The 15,397-nt window shown below is 59.4% G+C and carries 14 protein-coding genes and 1 tRNA gene; 7 read left to right on the forward strand and 8 right to left on the reverse strand.

The genetic code is table 11. The features are described from left to right. Positions 1–75 precede the first annotated feature (75 nt). Positions 76–669, reverse strand: a complete 594-nt coding sequence (locus MN186_RS09560; protein ID WP_242114148.1) for an HD domain-containing protein — start codon at positions 667–669, stop codon at positions 76–78. Positions 670–804: 135 nt separating this feature from the next. On the opposite strand from MN186_RS09560, the gene ahcY reads away from it, so the two are divergent. Then, positions 805–2,196, forward strand: a complete 1,392-nt coding sequence (gene ahcY, locus MN186_RS09565) for an adenosylhomocysteinase (RefSeq protein WP_242114149.1) — start codon at positions 805–807, stop codon at positions 2,194–2,196. A 9-nt stretch (positions 2,197–2,205) separates the two neighbouring features. Next, on the forward strand, positions 2,206–2,955 hold the full coding sequence (locus MN186_RS09570; protein ID WP_242114150.1) for an extensin-like domain-containing protein: 750 nt from the start codon (positions 2,206–2,208) through the stop codon (positions 2,953–2,955). Positions 2,956–2,993: 38 nt separating this feature from the next. On the opposite strand, the gene trpB is transcribed toward MN186_RS09570, so the two are convergent. Continuing rightward, positions 2,994–4,196 (reverse strand): tryptophan synthase subunit beta, encoded by a 1,203-nt coding sequence (gene trpB, locus MN186_RS09575; RefSeq protein ID WP_242114151.1) that lies wholly within the window; start codon positions 4,194–4,196, stop codon positions 2,994–2,996. Positions 4,197–4,485: 289 nt separating this feature from the next. Here trpB and MN186_RS09580 point away from each other — a divergent pair, with 289 nt between their 5' ends. Then, a complete protein-coding gene (locus tag MN186_RS09580; protein ID WP_242114152.1) occupies positions 4,486–4,827 on the forward strand; it encodes a DUF2853 family protein in 342 nt (113 codons plus the stop codon). Between the two features lie 296 nt (positions 4,828–5,123). On the opposite strand, the gene MN186_RS09585 is transcribed toward MN186_RS09580, so the two are convergent. The 4 genes from MN186_RS09585 to tsaD are packed head-to-tail and all read right to left on the reverse strand — an operon-like array spanning position 5,124 to position 7,858. Beyond that, positions 5,124–5,543 carry an EVE domain-containing protein gene (locus tag MN186_RS09585; protein WP_242114153.1) on the reverse strand — a complete coding sequence of 140 codons (420 nt, stop codon included), beginning with the start codon at positions 5,541–5,543 and terminating at the stop codon, positions 5,124–5,126. After that, positions 5,543–5,815: a YciI family protein gene (locus MN186_RS09590; protein WP_242114154.1), complete on the reverse strand. Its 273-nt coding sequence runs from the start codon at positions 5,813–5,815 to the stop codon at positions 5,543–5,545. Before MN186_RS09590 ends, MN186_RS09585 begins: the two co-directional genes overlap by 1 nt. Before the next feature lies 1 nt (position 5,816). Next, positions 5,817–6,764, reverse strand: coding sequence for an NAD(P)H-dependent glycerol-3-phosphate dehydrogenase (locus MN186_RS09595; protein WP_242114155.1), 948 nt, complete (start codon positions 6,762–6,764; stop codon positions 5,817–5,819). Then, on the reverse strand, positions 6,761–7,858 hold the full coding sequence (tsaD, locus tag MN186_RS09600) for a tRNA (adenosine(37)-N6)-threonylcarbamoyltransferase complex transferase subunit TsaD (protein WP_242114156.1): 1,098 nt from the start codon (positions 7,856–7,858) through the stop codon (positions 6,761–6,763). The genes MN186_RS09595 and tsaD overlap by 4 nt, the downstream gene beginning before the upstream one ends. 90 nt (positions 7,859–7,948) lie before the next feature. Here tsaD and MN186_RS09605 point away from each other — a divergent pair, with 90 nt between their 5' ends. The 4 genes from MN186_RS09605 to MN186_RS09620 all read left to right on the forward strand — a co-directional run bounded on the left by MN186_RS09605 (position 7,949) and on the right by MN186_RS09620 (position 11,804). Then, positions 7,949–8,641 carry a uroporphyrinogen-III synthase gene (locus MN186_RS09605; protein ID WP_242114157.1) on the forward strand — a complete coding sequence of 231 codons (693 nt, stop codon included), beginning with the start codon at positions 7,949–7,951 and terminating at the stop codon, positions 8,639–8,641. Positions 8,642–8,901: 260 nt separating this feature from the next. Next, positions 8,902–10,098 (forward strand): COG4223 family protein, encoded by a 1,197-nt coding sequence (locus tag MN186_RS09610; protein ID WP_242114158.1) that lies wholly within the window; start codon positions 8,902–8,904, stop codon positions 10,096–10,098. A gap of 10 nt (positions 10,099–10,108) precedes the next feature. Further along, positions 10,109–11,629: a heme biosynthesis protein HemY gene (locus tag MN186_RS09615; protein ID WP_242114159.1), complete on the forward strand. Its 1,521-nt coding sequence runs from the start codon at positions 10,109–10,111 to the stop codon at positions 11,627–11,629. A 99-nt stretch (positions 11,630–11,728) separates the two neighbouring features. After that, positions 11,729–11,804, forward strand: a tRNA-Thr gene (locus MN186_RS09620). A gap of 36 nt (positions 11,805–11,840) precedes the next feature. Here MN186_RS09620 and MN186_RS09625 read toward each other — a convergent pair. Both MN186_RS09625 and gyrB read right to left on the reverse strand, forming a co-directional pair. After that, complete coding sequence (locus MN186_RS09625) at positions 11,841–12,881, reverse strand: threonine aldolase family protein (protein ID WP_242114160.1); 1,041 nt, start codon at positions 12,879–12,881, stop codon at positions 11,841–11,843. 36 nt (positions 12,882–12,917) lie between these two features. After that, the gene (gyrB, locus tag MN186_RS09630; RefSeq protein ID WP_242114161.1) at positions 12,918–15,335 is read right to left on the reverse strand and encodes a DNA topoisomerase (ATP-hydrolyzing) subunit B; all 2,418 of its coding nucleotides are present in this window, start codon (positions 15,333–15,335) and stop codon (positions 12,918–12,920) included. Positions 15,336–15,397 lie beyond the last annotated feature (62 nt).

The following is a 15,397-nucleotide window of genomic DNA, read 5'->3' on the forward strand; positions in this document are numbered from 1 at the left end:
AACCCGCCAAGATTGGGGTGATCAGAGCGCTCATCCCGTTGGCATCTGAAGTTTGTGTAGGACGGGTGACGATCATCAGATTTCCTTCAACAACGCTTTGTGGCGGGCGGTGAAGTCGCGCCGCACATCTGCGGGCGGGCGAAGCGTAATGGACATGCCCGCAATTTGGTTCGGGTCCGGCGTGCCGAAAAACTTGTTGGATTCTTCAACGGTGAAGCCAGCGATCTGAGTGGCCTCAAGCCACGCGGAAATCCGGTCTGCTTTCTTGATCGCCTTCTTGATCGTCTCCGGCAGCTTGGCAGGCAGCCCGAACTTGATGTGAATGGCTGCTGTCAACCGGTCATCAAGCTCGCTGTAAGCCGGGCCGACCGCTGACTTGACCGGAGAGATCATGTCGCCAATCACATATTCGGGCGCGTCGTGAAGAAGTGCTGCCATCCTCCATTTGACGGGCGCCTTGGGGTTCATGCGGGTAAACAATTCTTCGACCAGCAGTGAATGTTCAGCCACCGAATAGGGAAAATCTCCGAAGGTCTGCCCGTTCCAGCGCGCCACGAAGGCCAAGCCATGGGCGATATCCTCGATCTCGATGTCCATCGGGGTCGGGTCCAGCAGGTCCAGACGACGGCCGGAGAGCATCCGTTGCCATGCGCGGGGTTGTTTGGGCATTTGGTGGTCTCCTCGCGTGTTCAGGGGCGCACTCTGGTGTTTTTGACCCCCGTGTCAATCAGGCTTGATTGCCAGCCTGCGCATAGGATGCTACGGCACCTGCAAACGCATTGGGTTCCGTATCGGAGAGACACCGTGACCACTGACTATATCGTAAAAGACATCAACCTTGCTGAATTTGGACGCAAGGAACTGGACATTGCCGAAACTGAAATGCCGGGCCTGATGGCGCTGCGCGACGAATATGGCGATACGAAGCCCCTGAAAGGGTCGCGCATCGTCGGGTCGCTGCACATGACCATTCAAACCGCCGTGCTGATCGAAACGCTTGTGGCGTTGGGCGCTGATGTGCGCTGGGCGTCGTGCAATATCTTTTCGACCCAAGATCATGCGGCTGCTGCGATTGCCGCCGGTGGAACTCCTGTTTTTGCGATCAAAGGTCAGTCGCTGGAAGAGCATTGGGATTATCTGGACCGCTCGTTCATGTTCCCTGAGGGCCCCAACCTGATCTTGGATGATGGCGGGGATGCCACATTGTATATCCTGCTGGGTGCGCGTGTTGAGAACGGCGAAACAGACCTGATCGAAACGCCCACCTCGGAAGAGGAAGTGGCGGTTTTCGCGCAGATCAAGAAGCGTATGAAGGCCAGCCCGGGCTGGTTCACCAAGATGCGTGACCAGATCAAAGGCGTGTCCGAGGAAACGACCACTGGCGTTCACCGCCTGTATGATCTGGTGAAGCAAGGCCAGTTGCCGTTCCCCGCGATTAACGTGAATGACTCGGTCACCAAGTCTAAATTCGACAACAAGTATGGCTGTAAAGAATCGCTGGTCGACGGCATTCGCCGCGCGACCGACACCATGATGGCCGGCAAAGTCGCCGTTGTCTGTGGTTATGGCGATGTGGGCAAAGGCTCGGCCGCATCGCTCAGCGGGGCTGGCGCCCGTGTGAAAGTGACCGAAATCGACCCTATTTGTGCACTGCAAGCCGCGATGGACGGGTTCGAGGTGGTCACTCTGGAAGACGCCGTGGCGGATGCTGACATCTTCATCACCACCACGGGCAACAAAGACGTGATCCGCATCGAGCATATGCGTGCGATGAAGGACATGGCGATCGTTGGCAATATCGGCCACTTCGACAATGAAATTCAGGTCGCGAACCTGAAGAACCATAAATGGACCAACATCAAGGAACAGGTGGACATGATCGAGATGCCATCGGGCAACCGCATCATCCTGCTGTCTGAAGGTCGTCTGCTGAACCTTGGCAACGCCACCGGCCACCCGTCTTTCGTGATGTCGGCGTCCTTCACCAACCAAGTGTTGGCGCAGATTGAACTGTGGACCAAAGGTGACGAATACAACAATGATGTCTATATCCTGCCCAAGCATCTGGACGAAAAAGTCGCCCGCCTGCATCTGGACCGAATCGGCGTGAAGCTGTCGAAGCTGAGCAGCGAACAAGCGTCCTATATCGGCGTCACACCCGAAGGGCCGTTCAAGCCCGAGCATTATCGGTATTGATCCCGCGCCATGAGCGAAGAAAAACAGCGCCGCCCCGTTTTACGTTGGGCGGCGCTTTCCGTTTTGTCGGCGATATCCTCTGCTGCTCTGTTCGGTCTTTTGGGCTTGTGGTTGTTGTTGCGTCCCGACGGGCCATTGCCGGACCATTGGAACCCGACGAAACGACTGACGGTCGCCGCCCCTGTGACGATCGTCACCCGCTTTCAGATGATGCGCGCGCTGGGCGATGTCGCGGAATGCCGCGCAGTGCTGGACCAAGCGGGTGTCGCATTTGCACCGATGAATGACCTTGAAGTGGACGAGAATTGCGGCATTGCGGGACGAGGACAACTGTCCAAATTGGCCAATTCGCGGTTGAATAGGGTCGAAACCCGCTGTGCCACTGTGCTGAGGCTGGCAATGTGGGAACATCACGTCGTGCAACCCGCTGCGCAAGACCTGCTTGGAACATCGGTGTCCTCGATTACGCAAATCGGCAGCTATAACTGCCGCAAGATGCGCACCAGTCGCGGATCAGACGGGCGGTGGAGCAGTCATGCAAAAGCCAACGCCATCGACATCACGGGTATGCGGTTGGCCGATGGTCGCCGACTGTCACTGCTGAAAGATTGGGATGGCGACGACCCCGAGGCAGCATTTCTGCGCAAGATTTGGCGCGGGTCGTGCGATTGGTTCCGGCTGGTGCTTGGCCCTGATTACAACCAGCTTCACGCCGATCATTTTCACTTGGAAAACACCGGCTGGGGCTTTTGCCGGTAGGGTGGCCCCGCACCGTCGCGGGCACGGGGCCGGTTCGATTAGTCACCAAACCCGAAGGTTTCGGTGACATAGTCAATATCCTTGTCACCCCGTCCTGACAGGTTGATCAGAATCGACTTGCCGGGGTTCTTTGGCGCTTCACGCATCGCGAAGGCAACCGCATGGGCGCTTTCCAAGGCTGGAATAATCCCTTCGTGGCGGCTGAGCGCATAGAAGGCGTCCAGCGCCTCCTTGTCATTGGCGGCGGTGTAATTGGCACGGCCCGTGCGGTGCAAATGCGCGTGCTCCGGCCCGACGCCAGGGTAATCGAGGCCCGAGGCCACGGTGTGCACCGGTGCCGGTTCGCCATGCTCGTCCTTCAGAATCATGGTGCGGAACCCATGGATGTCGCCGTCTTCGCCATAGGTGATGGTCGCCGCGTGATCGCCCAGCTTGGACGACGTTCCCAGCGGCTCGACGCCATAAAGCGCGACGTCCTCGTCGTCGATGAAGCCCGAAAACAGGCCCATCGCGTTTGATCCGCCACCCACGCAGGCGGCCACCATGTCGGGCAGCTCGCCGGTCATCTCAAGGAATTGTTCGCGCGATTCAATTCCGACGATGTGCTGGAAATCGCGCACAATCAGCGGGAAAGGATGGGGGCCGACAACTGACCCAATGGCGAAAAGGGCTTGGTCGGCCTGCTCCATGTAGCTGCCGAAACAGCTGTCCACGGCCTCTTTCAGCGACCGTCCGCCGAAGCCGACGGGCACAACTTTAGCGCCCAACAGCTTCATGCGGGTGACATTGGGGGCCTCTTTCGCGATGTCGATTTCGCCCATGTGGATTTCGCATTCCAATCCGAAATAGGCCGCAGCGGTTGCCAGCGCGACCCCGTGTTGCCCTGCACCGGTTTCAGCCATCAGCTTTTTCTTGCCCATGAACTTGGCCAACAGACCTTCGCCCATGCAATGGTTCAGCTTGTGCGCGCCGGTGTGGTTCAGATCCTCGCGCTTGGCATAGATCTGCGCCCCATCCGACAGGTTGGACAGGTTCTTCAGATACGAAACCGGCGTGGGCCGCCCTTGGAAATGTTTGCGGATATGGCGCAGCTCGGCAATGAAGTCTGCTGATTTCGAGATGCGGTCATACGCCTCGCGGATTTCTTTGAAATGCGGCTCAAGCGGGGGTGGTAACATTGCGCCGCCATAGTCGCCAAACATGCCGTCACGGGTGGGGGTGGACTTCAGGTATGATGCCATCTTGTGTCAGATCCTTACTTACATTTACCGCGATCAGACCGCGACTTGGCACCTGCCACAAGGTAAATTTGCTTTATCTGCGACAAAATTTCAGCTTTCCACCACCGACAAACACGGGCCGGGAAGTCAGACCCGCGCTGAGCCAAGTTCTGTGAGTGTTCCAGGCGGATTGGTGCGGCATTGTGACGGGGAAAGATGGCGTAAAGTTTTCCTTTGAAGAATGGCGAATCGGGCCTAGTCTTCCGCTCGCATTGGGCTTCGGCCAGTTGGTTAATTATGGGAGATGAAAATGGGTAAGCGCGACGATCTGATTGCGAAATATGCAGAAGACCTGAAATCGAAATGTGGCATCACGCCGGATATGGACCTTCTGACCAAGGTGACCATTGGCTGCGGCCCCGCGATTTACAATGCCGACGCGTCAACTGTCGCTGCCGGGCAGGAAAGCGAGCTTGAGACCGTGAAAGACAATTTCCTGGTTAAAAAGCTAGGTCTGGCTGATGGTCCGCAGCTGATGGATGCAATCAACTCTGTCATCGACACCTATGGCCGATCCGAGCGCAACAAGTACCGCGCCGTTGTATATTACATGCTGGTCAAGCATTTCGGCAAAGAATCCGTCTACGCCTGATCCCGATCAGGGCGGAGAGCATCGGCGCTGCCACATTGGCGGCGCCTTTTTTAATGAACCGTTAACATACTGATTTTGAATAGTTTTGTAAGCGTTTGAGGCTTGCGGTCTGCGATCCCCCGCGCTAGGTTGAATTCGAAGGCTAGGATGGCCGGACCCGAAATTCAAAAACACTTGTGGTGCTGGGGAGCACGTGGGGTGGAAAGGAGGGGCCGAGACGTCAGCCCCTCCTTTTTTCTGTTCATCATGCGAAGATCATGTCGTGCGGTTTGTTGCGCGGTTGGCCAGCCGTCCACTTAATTTCCCTCACCCGCCAATGACAGAACGATGTTCCATTCGTCCTCGGTCACCGGTTGTACCGACAGGCGCGAGTTATTGACCAGAACCATATCGGCCAGTCGCGGATCGTCCTTGCACATCGCCAGTGTCACCGGGCTCTTCAACGGGCGCACCGCCTTCACGTCCACGCAATCCCAACGATCATCATCGGTGGTACTGTCGGGGTGGCTCTCGGCGATGACCTCGACGATGCCCACGATCTCTTTCTCTTTCTGCGAATGATAGAAGAAACCAAGGTCACCGATCTTCATCTGACGCATGAAGTTGCGCGCCTGATAGTTCCGCACGCCGTCCCATTCTTCGCCCTCGTCGCCCTTTGCGACTTGTTGGTCCCAGCTCCAGGTTGAGACCTCGGATTTAAAAAGCCAATACGCCATCAGCCGATTACCTTGTTCCATTGCTCGATGCGGACGTCCTGAAACAGGCCCGCCTTCGCATAGGGGTCATGTTCCGCCCAGCGGTGCGCGGCGTCAAGGTCGGCGACATCCAGAATGACCAACGACCCGCACATCGCGCCGTCGCTGTCCAGAAACGGCCCGGCCTGCGCCACGACGCCGGTTTCTTTGATATAGGCCAGATGCGCGTCACGGTTGGCCTTTCGGGTCTCCAACGCGCCGGGTTTGTCGGTGCAGATCAGGGCGATGAGCATGTTATTCCTCTTTCAATGGGCGGGTCAGCAGCATGTCAGCTGCTTCCTTGATGGTCAGGTGCTTGTCCAGAACAGCCACGACCATATCGGCGATGGGCATGTCCAACCCGGTCTTTTGCGCATGGTTAGAGACTGCTTTGGCTGTCGCCTTCCCTTCGACCGTGGTGCCTTGGGGCAGATCGTCGCCGCGCCCAAGCGCCAGGCCATAGGTAAAGTTGCGCGATTTCTCAGACGAACAGGTCAGTGCCAAATCACCAAGACCGGACAGACCCGACAGCGTGTCGCGTCGCGCGCCGCGTGATAGTGCGAAACGCTGCATTTCGGCAAAGCCGCGGGTCATTAGGGCGGCGTGCGCGCTTTCCCCCAGCCCCGCGCCCAAGGTGATGCCGCAGGCAATGGCGACCACGTTCTTCAACGCGCCGCCGATTTCGACCCCCACCAGATCGTCGCTGCGATACAGTCGCAGGTTCGACGTGGATAGCGCGGTTTGCAGCGCGGTGCCGTCGTGGGCTGCCAGCGTCAGGGCGGTTGGAAGCCCGGCGGCGATATCCACGGCGAAGCTTGGCCCGGACAGGATCGCAGGGGTGGCGCCCGGGCAGGTGGTGCGGATGATTTCTGCCGGGCCAAGCCCGGATTTCAGGTCCACGCCCTTGCAGCAGGCGACCAGCGTTTTTCCATCCAAGAGCGTCGCATAATCGGTCAGAAACCCGGCCAAGCTTTGCATGGGCGTGGCGAGCAGGATGATGTCAGCCTGTGCGGCTTGCGTCAGATCGCCGGTGACGATCAGTCTTTCGGGAAAGGTGAAGCCGGGCAGGCGCCGGGTATTCTCGCGCGCCGTTGCCATATCGGCCAAGTCCCGCGCCCAAAGGGTGACGGGCCGTGCGTCGCGCGACATCGAGATCGCCAAGGCCGTGCCGAACGCGCCTGCGCCCAGGACCGAAATGCTCATGCCTTTGCCCCTTTCTTGCCTGATCCAAGCATGGCTGGGGCCTGTTGGTCCAGTGGCCATCTTGGGCGGGCTTGTAATGTCATGTCGTCGCGTGCTCCCGTGCGAAACCGCTCGATCCCCGCCCAGGCGATCATGGCGGCGTTGTCGGTGCACAGCGACAGGGGCGGGGCAAGGAATGTGACGTTTGCTTCTTCACAAACAGTCTCTAACGCACCGCGAATGGCCATATTCGCCGCCACACCACCGGCGACGGCAAGCGTCGGGTTCTGGGGCGAAAGGGTCATGTATTGTGTCAGCGCGCGGCGCGACTTCTCGGCCAGCACGTCGCGGATGGCAGCCTGAAAGCCGGCGCACAGATCGGCGCGGTCGGTGCGGCGCAGCCCGCCGTGCTCAGTAATAAGCCGGTCGCGTTCACGTAGCAGGGCAGTTTTCAGACCGGAAAAGCTCATGTCGCAACCGGGACGATCCAGAAGGGGGCGCGGGAACTTGAAGCGCGTCGGATCGCCCGTCTTCGCCTGTTCTTCGACCGTGGGGCCACCGGGTTGCGGCAGGCCCAAAAGTTTGGCGGTCTTGTCGAATGCCTCGCCGGGGGCGTCGTCGATGGTGCCGCCCAGCCGGGTGAAGTCGTCCGGCCCCTTGGCAATCAGGAACTGGCAGTGCCCGCCCGACACCAGCAGCATCAGATAGGGAAACGGCGCCTGATCGGTGAGCCTTGGAGTCAAGGCGTGGCCTGCCAGATGGTTCACCCCGATCAGGGGCAGCCCGGACCCCGCCGCCAGCCCCTTGGCACACATAACGCCTGCGACGACTCCGCCGATCAGGCCGGGACCGGCCGTCACGGCGATGCCGTCAAGGTCGGACAGCGTCAGATCGGCCTGCAATAGAGCCTGTTCGACGCAGATATCCAGTTTCTCGGCATGGGCGCGGGCGGCAATCTCGGGCACGACGCCGCCGTAATCGGCGTGCAATTCGGTTTGCCCCGCGACGATGGACGACAAGATCTGTGGTGCATCGCCCGGCGTGTGGCGCACCACCGCCGCAGCCGTGTCGTCGCAAGAGCTTTCCAGCCCAAGAAATGTAAGGGTGTCGGTCATTGCGGTCACGTCCAAGCAGGATTGGTTGCGGTCAGGGGTCGGGTCGAGGTAACACCACAGATAATAGCAGACAATCCCGGCAGGCGCCTCATGTCCACTCAAAAGACCCTTGTCCTGACCCGTCCCGATCCCAGCAACACTGAGGTGTTGGCGCAGATCAAGGCCCGGTTCGGTGAAACAGTGCCGGTGATCGTGTCGCCGGCTCTGAAGATTGTGCCGGGGCAGAATTGGCCCGATGTGTCGCCCTATGACGTGGTGATTGCGACGTCATCTCATGCGATACAAGGCCCCCTGCATGGCAAGCCCGTCTATTGTGTTGGCGTGCGGACGGCGGATGCGGCGTCGCGCGCGGGTGGGGATGTGCGCCATTGTGCGTTGGATGCTGCGCGATTGATTGAGTGGATGCGAACGCAGCCGGACCCCGGTGCGATCATCTATCTGCGTGGCTCGCACGTGGCGACGGACATTCCGGCGGCGTTGGATGGTTTGGCCATTCAGGGCGACGCCGCACAGACTTACCGGCAAGAGGAGCAAGCCCTTAGCCAAGCCGCCTGTGAGGCGATTGAGGGGGACGCGCCTGTGATCCTGCCCTTGTATTCGCCCCGTTCGGCGCGGCTGGTCGGGCAAGCTGTAAAGCGCATAGGTCAGCAGCTTCACGTCATCGCGATCAGCGATGCCGCCGCCCAAGCATGGCGCGACCAGACCGGTGGCACGTGCGAGGTGACTGACGACCCAACCGGAGAGGCTATGCTTGACAGGATTGTCGCAGCGTTAAATGTGTGACCTTGCTTGAGCGTCGGTGGGTGGCAAGTTAAGCTAATTACACAGACCCGTCGCTTTTTTACTAAGAGATTCGAGAGGTTCCGAAATTGGCCAAATCCCGCAAACCTGCAAAGGACACGCCAGAAACGGTTAAAGAAGCCGTTGTCGTCGACGAACCGAAGAAGGCTGAACCCAAGACGACCGTGGATAAAAACGCGGTCAAAGAAAAGCCTACTCCGCCCCCTGAGGAGGGGATTTCTGATACGTTAGACTCGGATAAAATGACCGATACAAAGCCCGACGCCAAAAAGACCAAGGTCGGGGTTGCTGACGATAAGGCGTCCGATATCAAAGACACGCCGGATGCCAAGCGCGACTCCGCTCCGGACCTGTCCGGCCCGGCCGAGCCGCGGGTGGATGCGGGCGCAGGGGGCAATGGCCCCGCAGATCCGCCAGCGGCACAGCCTGCTTCGTCTGAACCCAAGGGTGGCGGTTCCGGGTTTTTTGGGCTGTTACTGGGCGGTGCAATTGCGGCCGCGATCGGGTTCGGTGCAGCACGTTACCCGGATCAGTGGCCTTTCGCCACCGAACCGTCCGTTGATCCGGTCGAGGCGAAGCTGACCGATTTTGGCGACCGGCTGTCTGGCTTGGAAGACACAACCGCATCGCAATCTGCGAGCCTGACGGCGTTGCAAGATGACGCGCAGTTGCAAGAGTTTCGCGGTGAGCTGACCGGCACGCTGGACGATTTGCGTGGCCAGATTGACACTATGTCAGCGAAAATGACCGATCTGGACAACCGCTTGCACAGCGTCGAGAAGATGCCCGAAGGCTCGGGCATGGAGGCCGCTGCCGCTGCCGCCGCCGCGTATGAGCGTGAGTTGAAACAGATGCGCCAGATGCTTGACACTGAGCTTGAGCGCATCACAGCCGCCAAGGACGAAGCCCAAACGCTTGAGGTGAACGCCGCCGAAACCGCCCGCGCCGCCGCCGCGCGTGCAGCCATGTCGCGGGTTTTGAACGCGCTGGAAACCGGGCGCCCCTATGACAACGCGCTGTTTGACGTGACCCAGAACGCCGGCGTGGACGCCCCCCCGGCACTGGCGGAACATGCCAGCGATGGCATCGTCACGCTGGCGCAATTGCAGGACAGTTTCCCAAAAGCGGCGCGTGTGGCGCTGGATGCGTCGATCCGCGCGTCCGCCAAGGGTGACCATATGGAAAGGTTCACGGCGTTTCTGCGCACTCAATTGGGTGCGCGGTCGCTTGAGCCGAAGGAAGGCGACGATCCCGATGCGGTTCTTTCACGCGCCGAAGCGGCTCTGAAAAACGGTCAGATAGATGTTGCCCTGACCGAGCTTGAGGCCATGCCCGACGCCGGCCAACCCGCGCTTGAGGTGTGGATCACGCAGGCCACCGCCCGCAAAAACGCGCTGGAGGCCGCACAAGCCCTGGCCCAGCAAGTGAACAGCAATTAAGGACGCGCCGATGCTTTGGTCTCTCTTCAAGATTATTCTTTTCGTTGTTGTCATCGCGTTTTTGGCGCTTGGCGCGGGATATTTGCTGGAAACGGATGGCGGCATTCGCGTGTCAGTTGGCACGATGGAGTTCAATCTGGAACCCCTGCAGGCTGTGATCGTCGGGTTGCTGCTGGTGTTTGCAATCTGGGTGGTGATTGTTCTGCTGGGGTTGCTGGTTGCCTTTATCCGGTTCGTGAATGGGGATGAAACGGCGATCTCGCGCTATTTCGACCGCTCGCGCGAACGCAAGGGATACAAGGCCCTGTCCGAAGGGATGATCGCGCTGGCGTCGGGCGAAGGCAATACCGCCATGTCCAAGGCCAGCCGGGCGGAGAAATATCTGCGCCGCCCGGAACTGACCAACCTTTTGACCGCGCAGGCGGCCGAGATGACGGGCGACAAGCGAAAGGCCGATCAGGTCTATAAACGGTTGCTGAGGGATGAGCGCACGAAGTTTGTCGGTGTGCGTGGCCTGATGAAACACAAGCTGGCCGAAGGCGATACGGAAACCGCAATGAAGCTGGCGCAGAAAGCGTTTGCCCTGAAGCCGCGCCATACGGAAACGCAGGATGTGCTTCTGGGGTTGCAGGCGCGCCACAATGATTGGGTGGGCGCGCGCAAGACGTTGGGGGCCAAGCTGAAATACGGCGCGCTGCCGCGTGATGTGCACAAACGGCGCGACGCTGTTCTGGCACTTTCCGAAGCCAAGGGTGTCTTGAACGAAGGCAATGACATCAAGGCGCGCGAGGCCGCGATCGAGGCAAACCGCCTGTCGCCCGATCTGGTCCCCGCCGCGGTCATGGCCGCGCGCACCTATATCGAAAACGGCAAGCCGCGATACGCCACCCGCGTACTGGTCAAAGCGTGGAGCGCCCAGCCCCACCCTGACATCGCCGCCGCCTTTGCCGAGATTGTACCGGACGAAACCCCCGCAGAACGCCTGAAACGGTTCCGTGCGTTGACCAAGCACCGCGATGGCGACCCCGAAACCCGGATGCTGCTGACCGAACTGAACATCGCCGCCGAGGATTACGCCGAAGCCCGTCGCGCGCTGGGCGATCTGCCGGATGAACTGCCAAGCCAGCGCGCCTTGACGCTTCTGGCTGCCATTGAACGTGGCGAAGGGGCCGATGATCAGTCCGTGCGCGCGCTTCTGGCCCGTGCGGTCACCGCCCCGCGCGGCCCGCAATGGATGTGCGAGAACTGCAACCATGTGCACGCCGCCTGGTCGCCGATTTGCGATAACTGCAAGGCATTTGATACGCTGGCGTGGACTTCGGTGCCGGAAACGGAAACTGCAATGCACGGGGGGGCCGAGATGTTGCCAATGATCGTTGGCAAAGCGGACGACCCCGCTGAAATAGCCGAGCTGGTCGACCCGACTGACGAAGAAACGCCCAAGGTGGTCGAGGCCGAACTGATCGACGCTACACCTGAAGCCAAGGTGGACGGGAACGACGCGCAGGGCGACGAGCCCGAAAAAAGATGATCCACGCGCGTTGGGCTGGAATTGTGCTTGCACAGCGTCCGGCCCGCGTCTAAAACCCCGATCGCTGCCACGTCAATTTGACCGCGCAGCCAATTGTGGGCCGCTGTAGCTCAGCTGGTAGAGCACGTCATTCGTAATGATGGGGTCGGAGGTTCGAGTCCTCTCAGCGGCACCACGCTTTTCGGAGTAAGATCAGCCCGGACCGCATGCGTTAGTCAGCGCAGGCGCGTCGAATTGCGGCGGCGGCAGTCTTGATCTGGTCGCGGGTCACGTCCAGATGTGTGACCGCGCGGAAACGGGTTGGGGATTCCGGCTGAAGGCGGATGCCATCACCCGCCAGCACATCGTTTATCTGACGGGTTGTTTTGCCGGTGCCAGAGGTTTCGATAAACAAGATGTTGGTTTCAACCTTGTCCGGCGCGACGCTGACACCCGGTGTCCCGACAAGTTCGTGCGCCAGAAGCTTTGCGTTTTCGTGGTCCTCGGCTAAGCGCGTGACGTTGTGATCAAGCGCATAAAGCCCGGCTGCAGCCAAGATGCCGGATTGACGCATCGCGCCGCCCAGACGATGCTTCCAAGTCCAAGCGCGTTCGATGAAGTCGGCACTGCCCGCAAGAACCGCGCCGACCGGACAGCCCAGCCCTTTGGATAAGTCGATCCAGGTGCTAACGAACCCTTTGCAATGGGTATTGGCGGGCTGGCCGCTGGCGACCGCCGCGTTCAGCAACCGTGCGCCGTCCATATGCAGCGCCAGATTGCGACCATTGGCCAGTTTGGCCAAGTCTTGAAGTACATCGACGGGCCAGACCGCCCCACCACCGAAATTGGTGGTCTGTTCGACACTGATCAGGCGCGTGACCGGGGCACGATCGCGTTGGGCGCGGATCATGGGGGCGGCGTCTGCGGCGGTGAAGATGCCGGTGGGCGTTGGCACGGCGTTGATCTGTGCGCCCGCCAGCGCGGCAGCACCCGCGCCTTCCGACCGCACGATATGGGCATTGGCGGCGGCAATGATTTCATCCCCCGGGCGGCAATGCACCAAGAAAGCGATCTGGTTGCACATCGTGCCGGACGGCAAAAAGATCGCATCGTCCATTCCCACCAATGCCGCAACCCTTTCGCAAAGCTGCAAGGTGGTCGGGTCTTCGCCGCGCTGTTCGTCACCTGTCGGGGCGTCAGCCATCGCGCGCAGCATGCCCGGTGAAGGCCGCGTTGCGGTATCAGAAATCAGGTCGATATGAATATGCGACATCGTCAACAAGGCCTCGGTTCGCGTGCTTTCTGAATGTTAGAAATCGAGGTTTTCGACCGACAGGGCGTTTTGCTGGATGAATTCGCGCCTCGGTTCGACCACATCGCCCATCAGCTTGGTAAACAGGTCGTCGGCATCGGCCATATCATCGACTTTCACCTGCAACAGCGTTCGTGCTTCGGGGTCCAGTGTGGTTTCCCAAAGCTGGTTGGGGTTCATTTCGCCGAGCCCCTTGTAACGCTGCAGGGTCAGCCCGCGCTCGCCTTCTGAAAGGATGGTCTGCAGCAGGTCGGTCGGTCCCTGCACCAGCACCTCACGATCTTTGCGCACGAGCCTGGAACTGTCGCGATAAAGGTCGCGAGTTTTCATCGACACTTCGGACAGCCGACGTGCCTCGCCCGAGCGCAGGACGGCACCGTCAAGCGTGCGTATTTCTTCCACGCCGCGAAGGATGCGGGCCAGTCGAATGCCGTGATCTTGTGTGATCCGGCCCTGCCAGCCGCGTTCATATTCCACCGCAACCTTGTCCAAACGCGCCGCGACGCTTTCTGCGACAGCTTGCAGGTCACTGTCCACACGGCCCGGATCAAAGGCGCCTGAAAGGGCGGCTTGCTCTAAAATATTGTGCGGGTAGTGGGTGGGAAAAGCTTCAAGTATCCGGCGGAAATTCCGCGCGGCTTCGACCACGCGGGTCAGGTCTGCACCGGCGATCTCTTCCCCGTTGGTAAGGCGCAACACCGAACCGTCGACACCTTGGCTGATCAGATAATCCTCTAGTTCGGCTTGGTCTTTGACATAGACTTCGGACTTGCCGCGACTGACTTTGTATAGTGGCGGTTGGGCGATATAGATGTATCCGCCTTCGATCAGTTCCGGCATCTGGCGGAAGAAGAAGGTCAGAAGCAGCGTGCGGATGTGGGCACCATCAACGTCCGCATCGGTCATGATGATGATCTTGTGATAGCGCAGCTTCGATATGTCGAATTCATCGCGCCCAATACCTGTGCCCAAAGCAGTAATGATGGTGCCGATTTCCTGACTGGACAGCATCCGGTCAAACCGCGCGCGTTCGACGTTCAGGATCTTGCCGCGCAGGGGCAAAACGGCCTGATTGTGGCGCGATCGTCCCTGTTTTGCCGATCCACCGGCCGAGTCGCCCTCGACCATGAAAAGTTCGCGCTTTGCTGGATCACGTTCCTGACAATCGGCCAGTTTTCCCGGAAGCGAGGCGATATCCAGCGACGATTTTTTGCGCGTCATCTCGCGTGCTTTGCGGGCGGCTTCGCGGGCCAGTGCGGCTTCGACAATCTTGCCGACGATCATCTTGGCGATGTTCGGGTTTTCGTCGAACCATTCCTGCAACTTTTCGTTCACCAGCCCTTCAACCGCGGGCCGCACTTCGGAACTGACCAGTTTGTCTTTGGTCTGCGATGAAAACTTGGGATCGGGCACTTTAACCGACAGCACGCAAGTCAGGCCTTCGCGCGCGTCATCGCCGGTGAAATTCACCTTTTCTTTCTTCGCAAGCCCGGTCGAGTTCGCATACAGGTTCATCGTGCGCGTCAACGCACCCCGGAAACCTGCCAAATGTGCGCCGCCATCCCGTTGGGGGATGTTGTTGGTAAAAGGCAATACGTTTTCGTGGTAGCCATCGTTCCACCACATCGCGACCTCGATCCCGATCCCGTCTTTTTCGCCTCTGATGAAAATGGGTTCTTCCATCAGCGATGTTTTCGACCGGTCAAGGTATTTGACGAATTCCTTGACGCCGCCTTCGTAATGAAGCTCGGTATGCAGTTTTTCTGCGGGGCGTTCGTCTTCGATGATAATCCGTACGCCCGAATTCAGGAAGCTTAGCTCGCGCAGGCGGTTTTCAAGTGTCTTGAACTGGTAATCCAGGTTCGCGAATGTCTGGGTTGAGGCAAGGAACCGCACCTCGGTCCCAGTGCGGTCGCCGCAATCGCCCACGACCTTCAGATGCTCGACCGTTTCACCGCGTTCAAACCTTGCGACATGCTCTTTGCCGTTTCGCCAAATGCGCAATTCCAGCCAGTCAGACAGCGCGTTCACCACTGACACGCCCACACCGTGCAAGCCGCCCGACACCTTATAAGAGTTCGAGTCAAACTTACCGCCTGCGTGAAGCTGGGTCATGATGACCTCGGCCGCCGACACACCTTCTTCATGGTGGATATCGGTCGGAATACCACGCCCGTTATCGGACACAGAAACCGAGTTATCGGCATGGATCGTAACGCTTACTGCGTCCGCGTGGCCCGCCAAAGCCTCGTCAATGCCGTTGTCCACGACCTCGTACACCATATGGTGCAGGCCCGACCCGTCATCGGTGTCACCGATATACATGCCGGGGCGTTTTCGGACAGCCTCTAAGCCTTTGAGAACTTTAATAGATTCGGCGCCGTAATCGGCACCGCTTTGCGCGTTATCAGCCATGAGGGCCTTCCTGTTCAATGTCCCGGAAAATATAGTGTTTTTTAAGGGGGTTGTCACGTAGC

This window comes from Aliiroseovarius sediminis, assembly GCF_022678485.1.
GTDB lineage: Bacteria > Pseudomonadota > Alphaproteobacteria > Rhodobacterales > Rhodobacteraceae > Aliiroseovarius > Aliiroseovarius sediminis.

Coding starts and splice junctions, on each gene's coding strand:
- MN186_RS09560 (WP_242114148.1), bottom strand. CDS start 669: ATGCCCAAACAACCCCGCGCATGGCAACGGATGCTCTCCGGCCGTCGT.
- MN186_RS09570 (WP_242114150.1), top strand. CDS start 2,206: ATGAGCGAAGAAAAACAGCGCCGCCCCGTTTTACGTTGGGCGGCGCTT.
- trpB (WP_242114151.1), bottom strand. CDS start 4,196: ATGGCATCATACCTGAAGTCCACCCCCACCCGTGACGGCATGTTTGGC.
- MN186_RS09580 (WP_242114152.1), top strand. CDS start 4,486: ATGGGTAAGCGCGACGATCTGATTGCGAAATATGCAGAAGACCTGAAA.
- MN186_RS09585 (WP_242114153.1), bottom strand. CDS start 5,543: ATGGCGTATTGGCTTTTTAAATCCGAGGTCTCAACCTGGAGCTGGGAC.
- MN186_RS09590 (WP_242114154.1), bottom strand. CDS start 5,815: ATGCTCATCGCCCTGATCTGCACCGACAAACCCGGCGCGTTGGAGACC.
- MN186_RS09595 (WP_242114155.1), bottom strand. CDS start 6,764: ATGAGCATTTCGGTCCTGGGCGCAGGCGCGTTCGGCACGGCCTTGGCG.
- tsaD (WP_242114156.1), bottom strand. CDS start 7,858: ATGACCGACACCCTTACATTTCTTGGGCTGGAAAGCTCTTGCGACGAC.
- MN186_RS09605 (WP_242114157.1), top strand. CDS start 7,949: ATGTCCACTCAAAAGACCCTTGTCCTGACCCGTCCCGATCCCAGCAAC.
- MN186_RS09610 (WP_242114158.1), top strand. CDS start 8,902: ATGACCGATACAAAGCCCGACGCCAAAAAGACCAAGGTCGGGGTTGCT.
- MN186_RS09615 (WP_242114159.1), top strand. CDS start 10,109: ATGCTTTGGTCTCTCTTCAAGATTATTCTTTTCGTTGTTGTCATCGCG.
- MN186_RS09625 (WP_242114160.1), bottom strand. CDS start 12,881: ATGTCGCATATTCATATCGACCTGATTTCTGATACCGCAACGCGGCCT.
- gyrB (WP_242114161.1), bottom strand. CDS start 15,335: ATGGCTGATAACGCGCAAAGCGGTGCCGATTACGGCGCCGAATCTATT.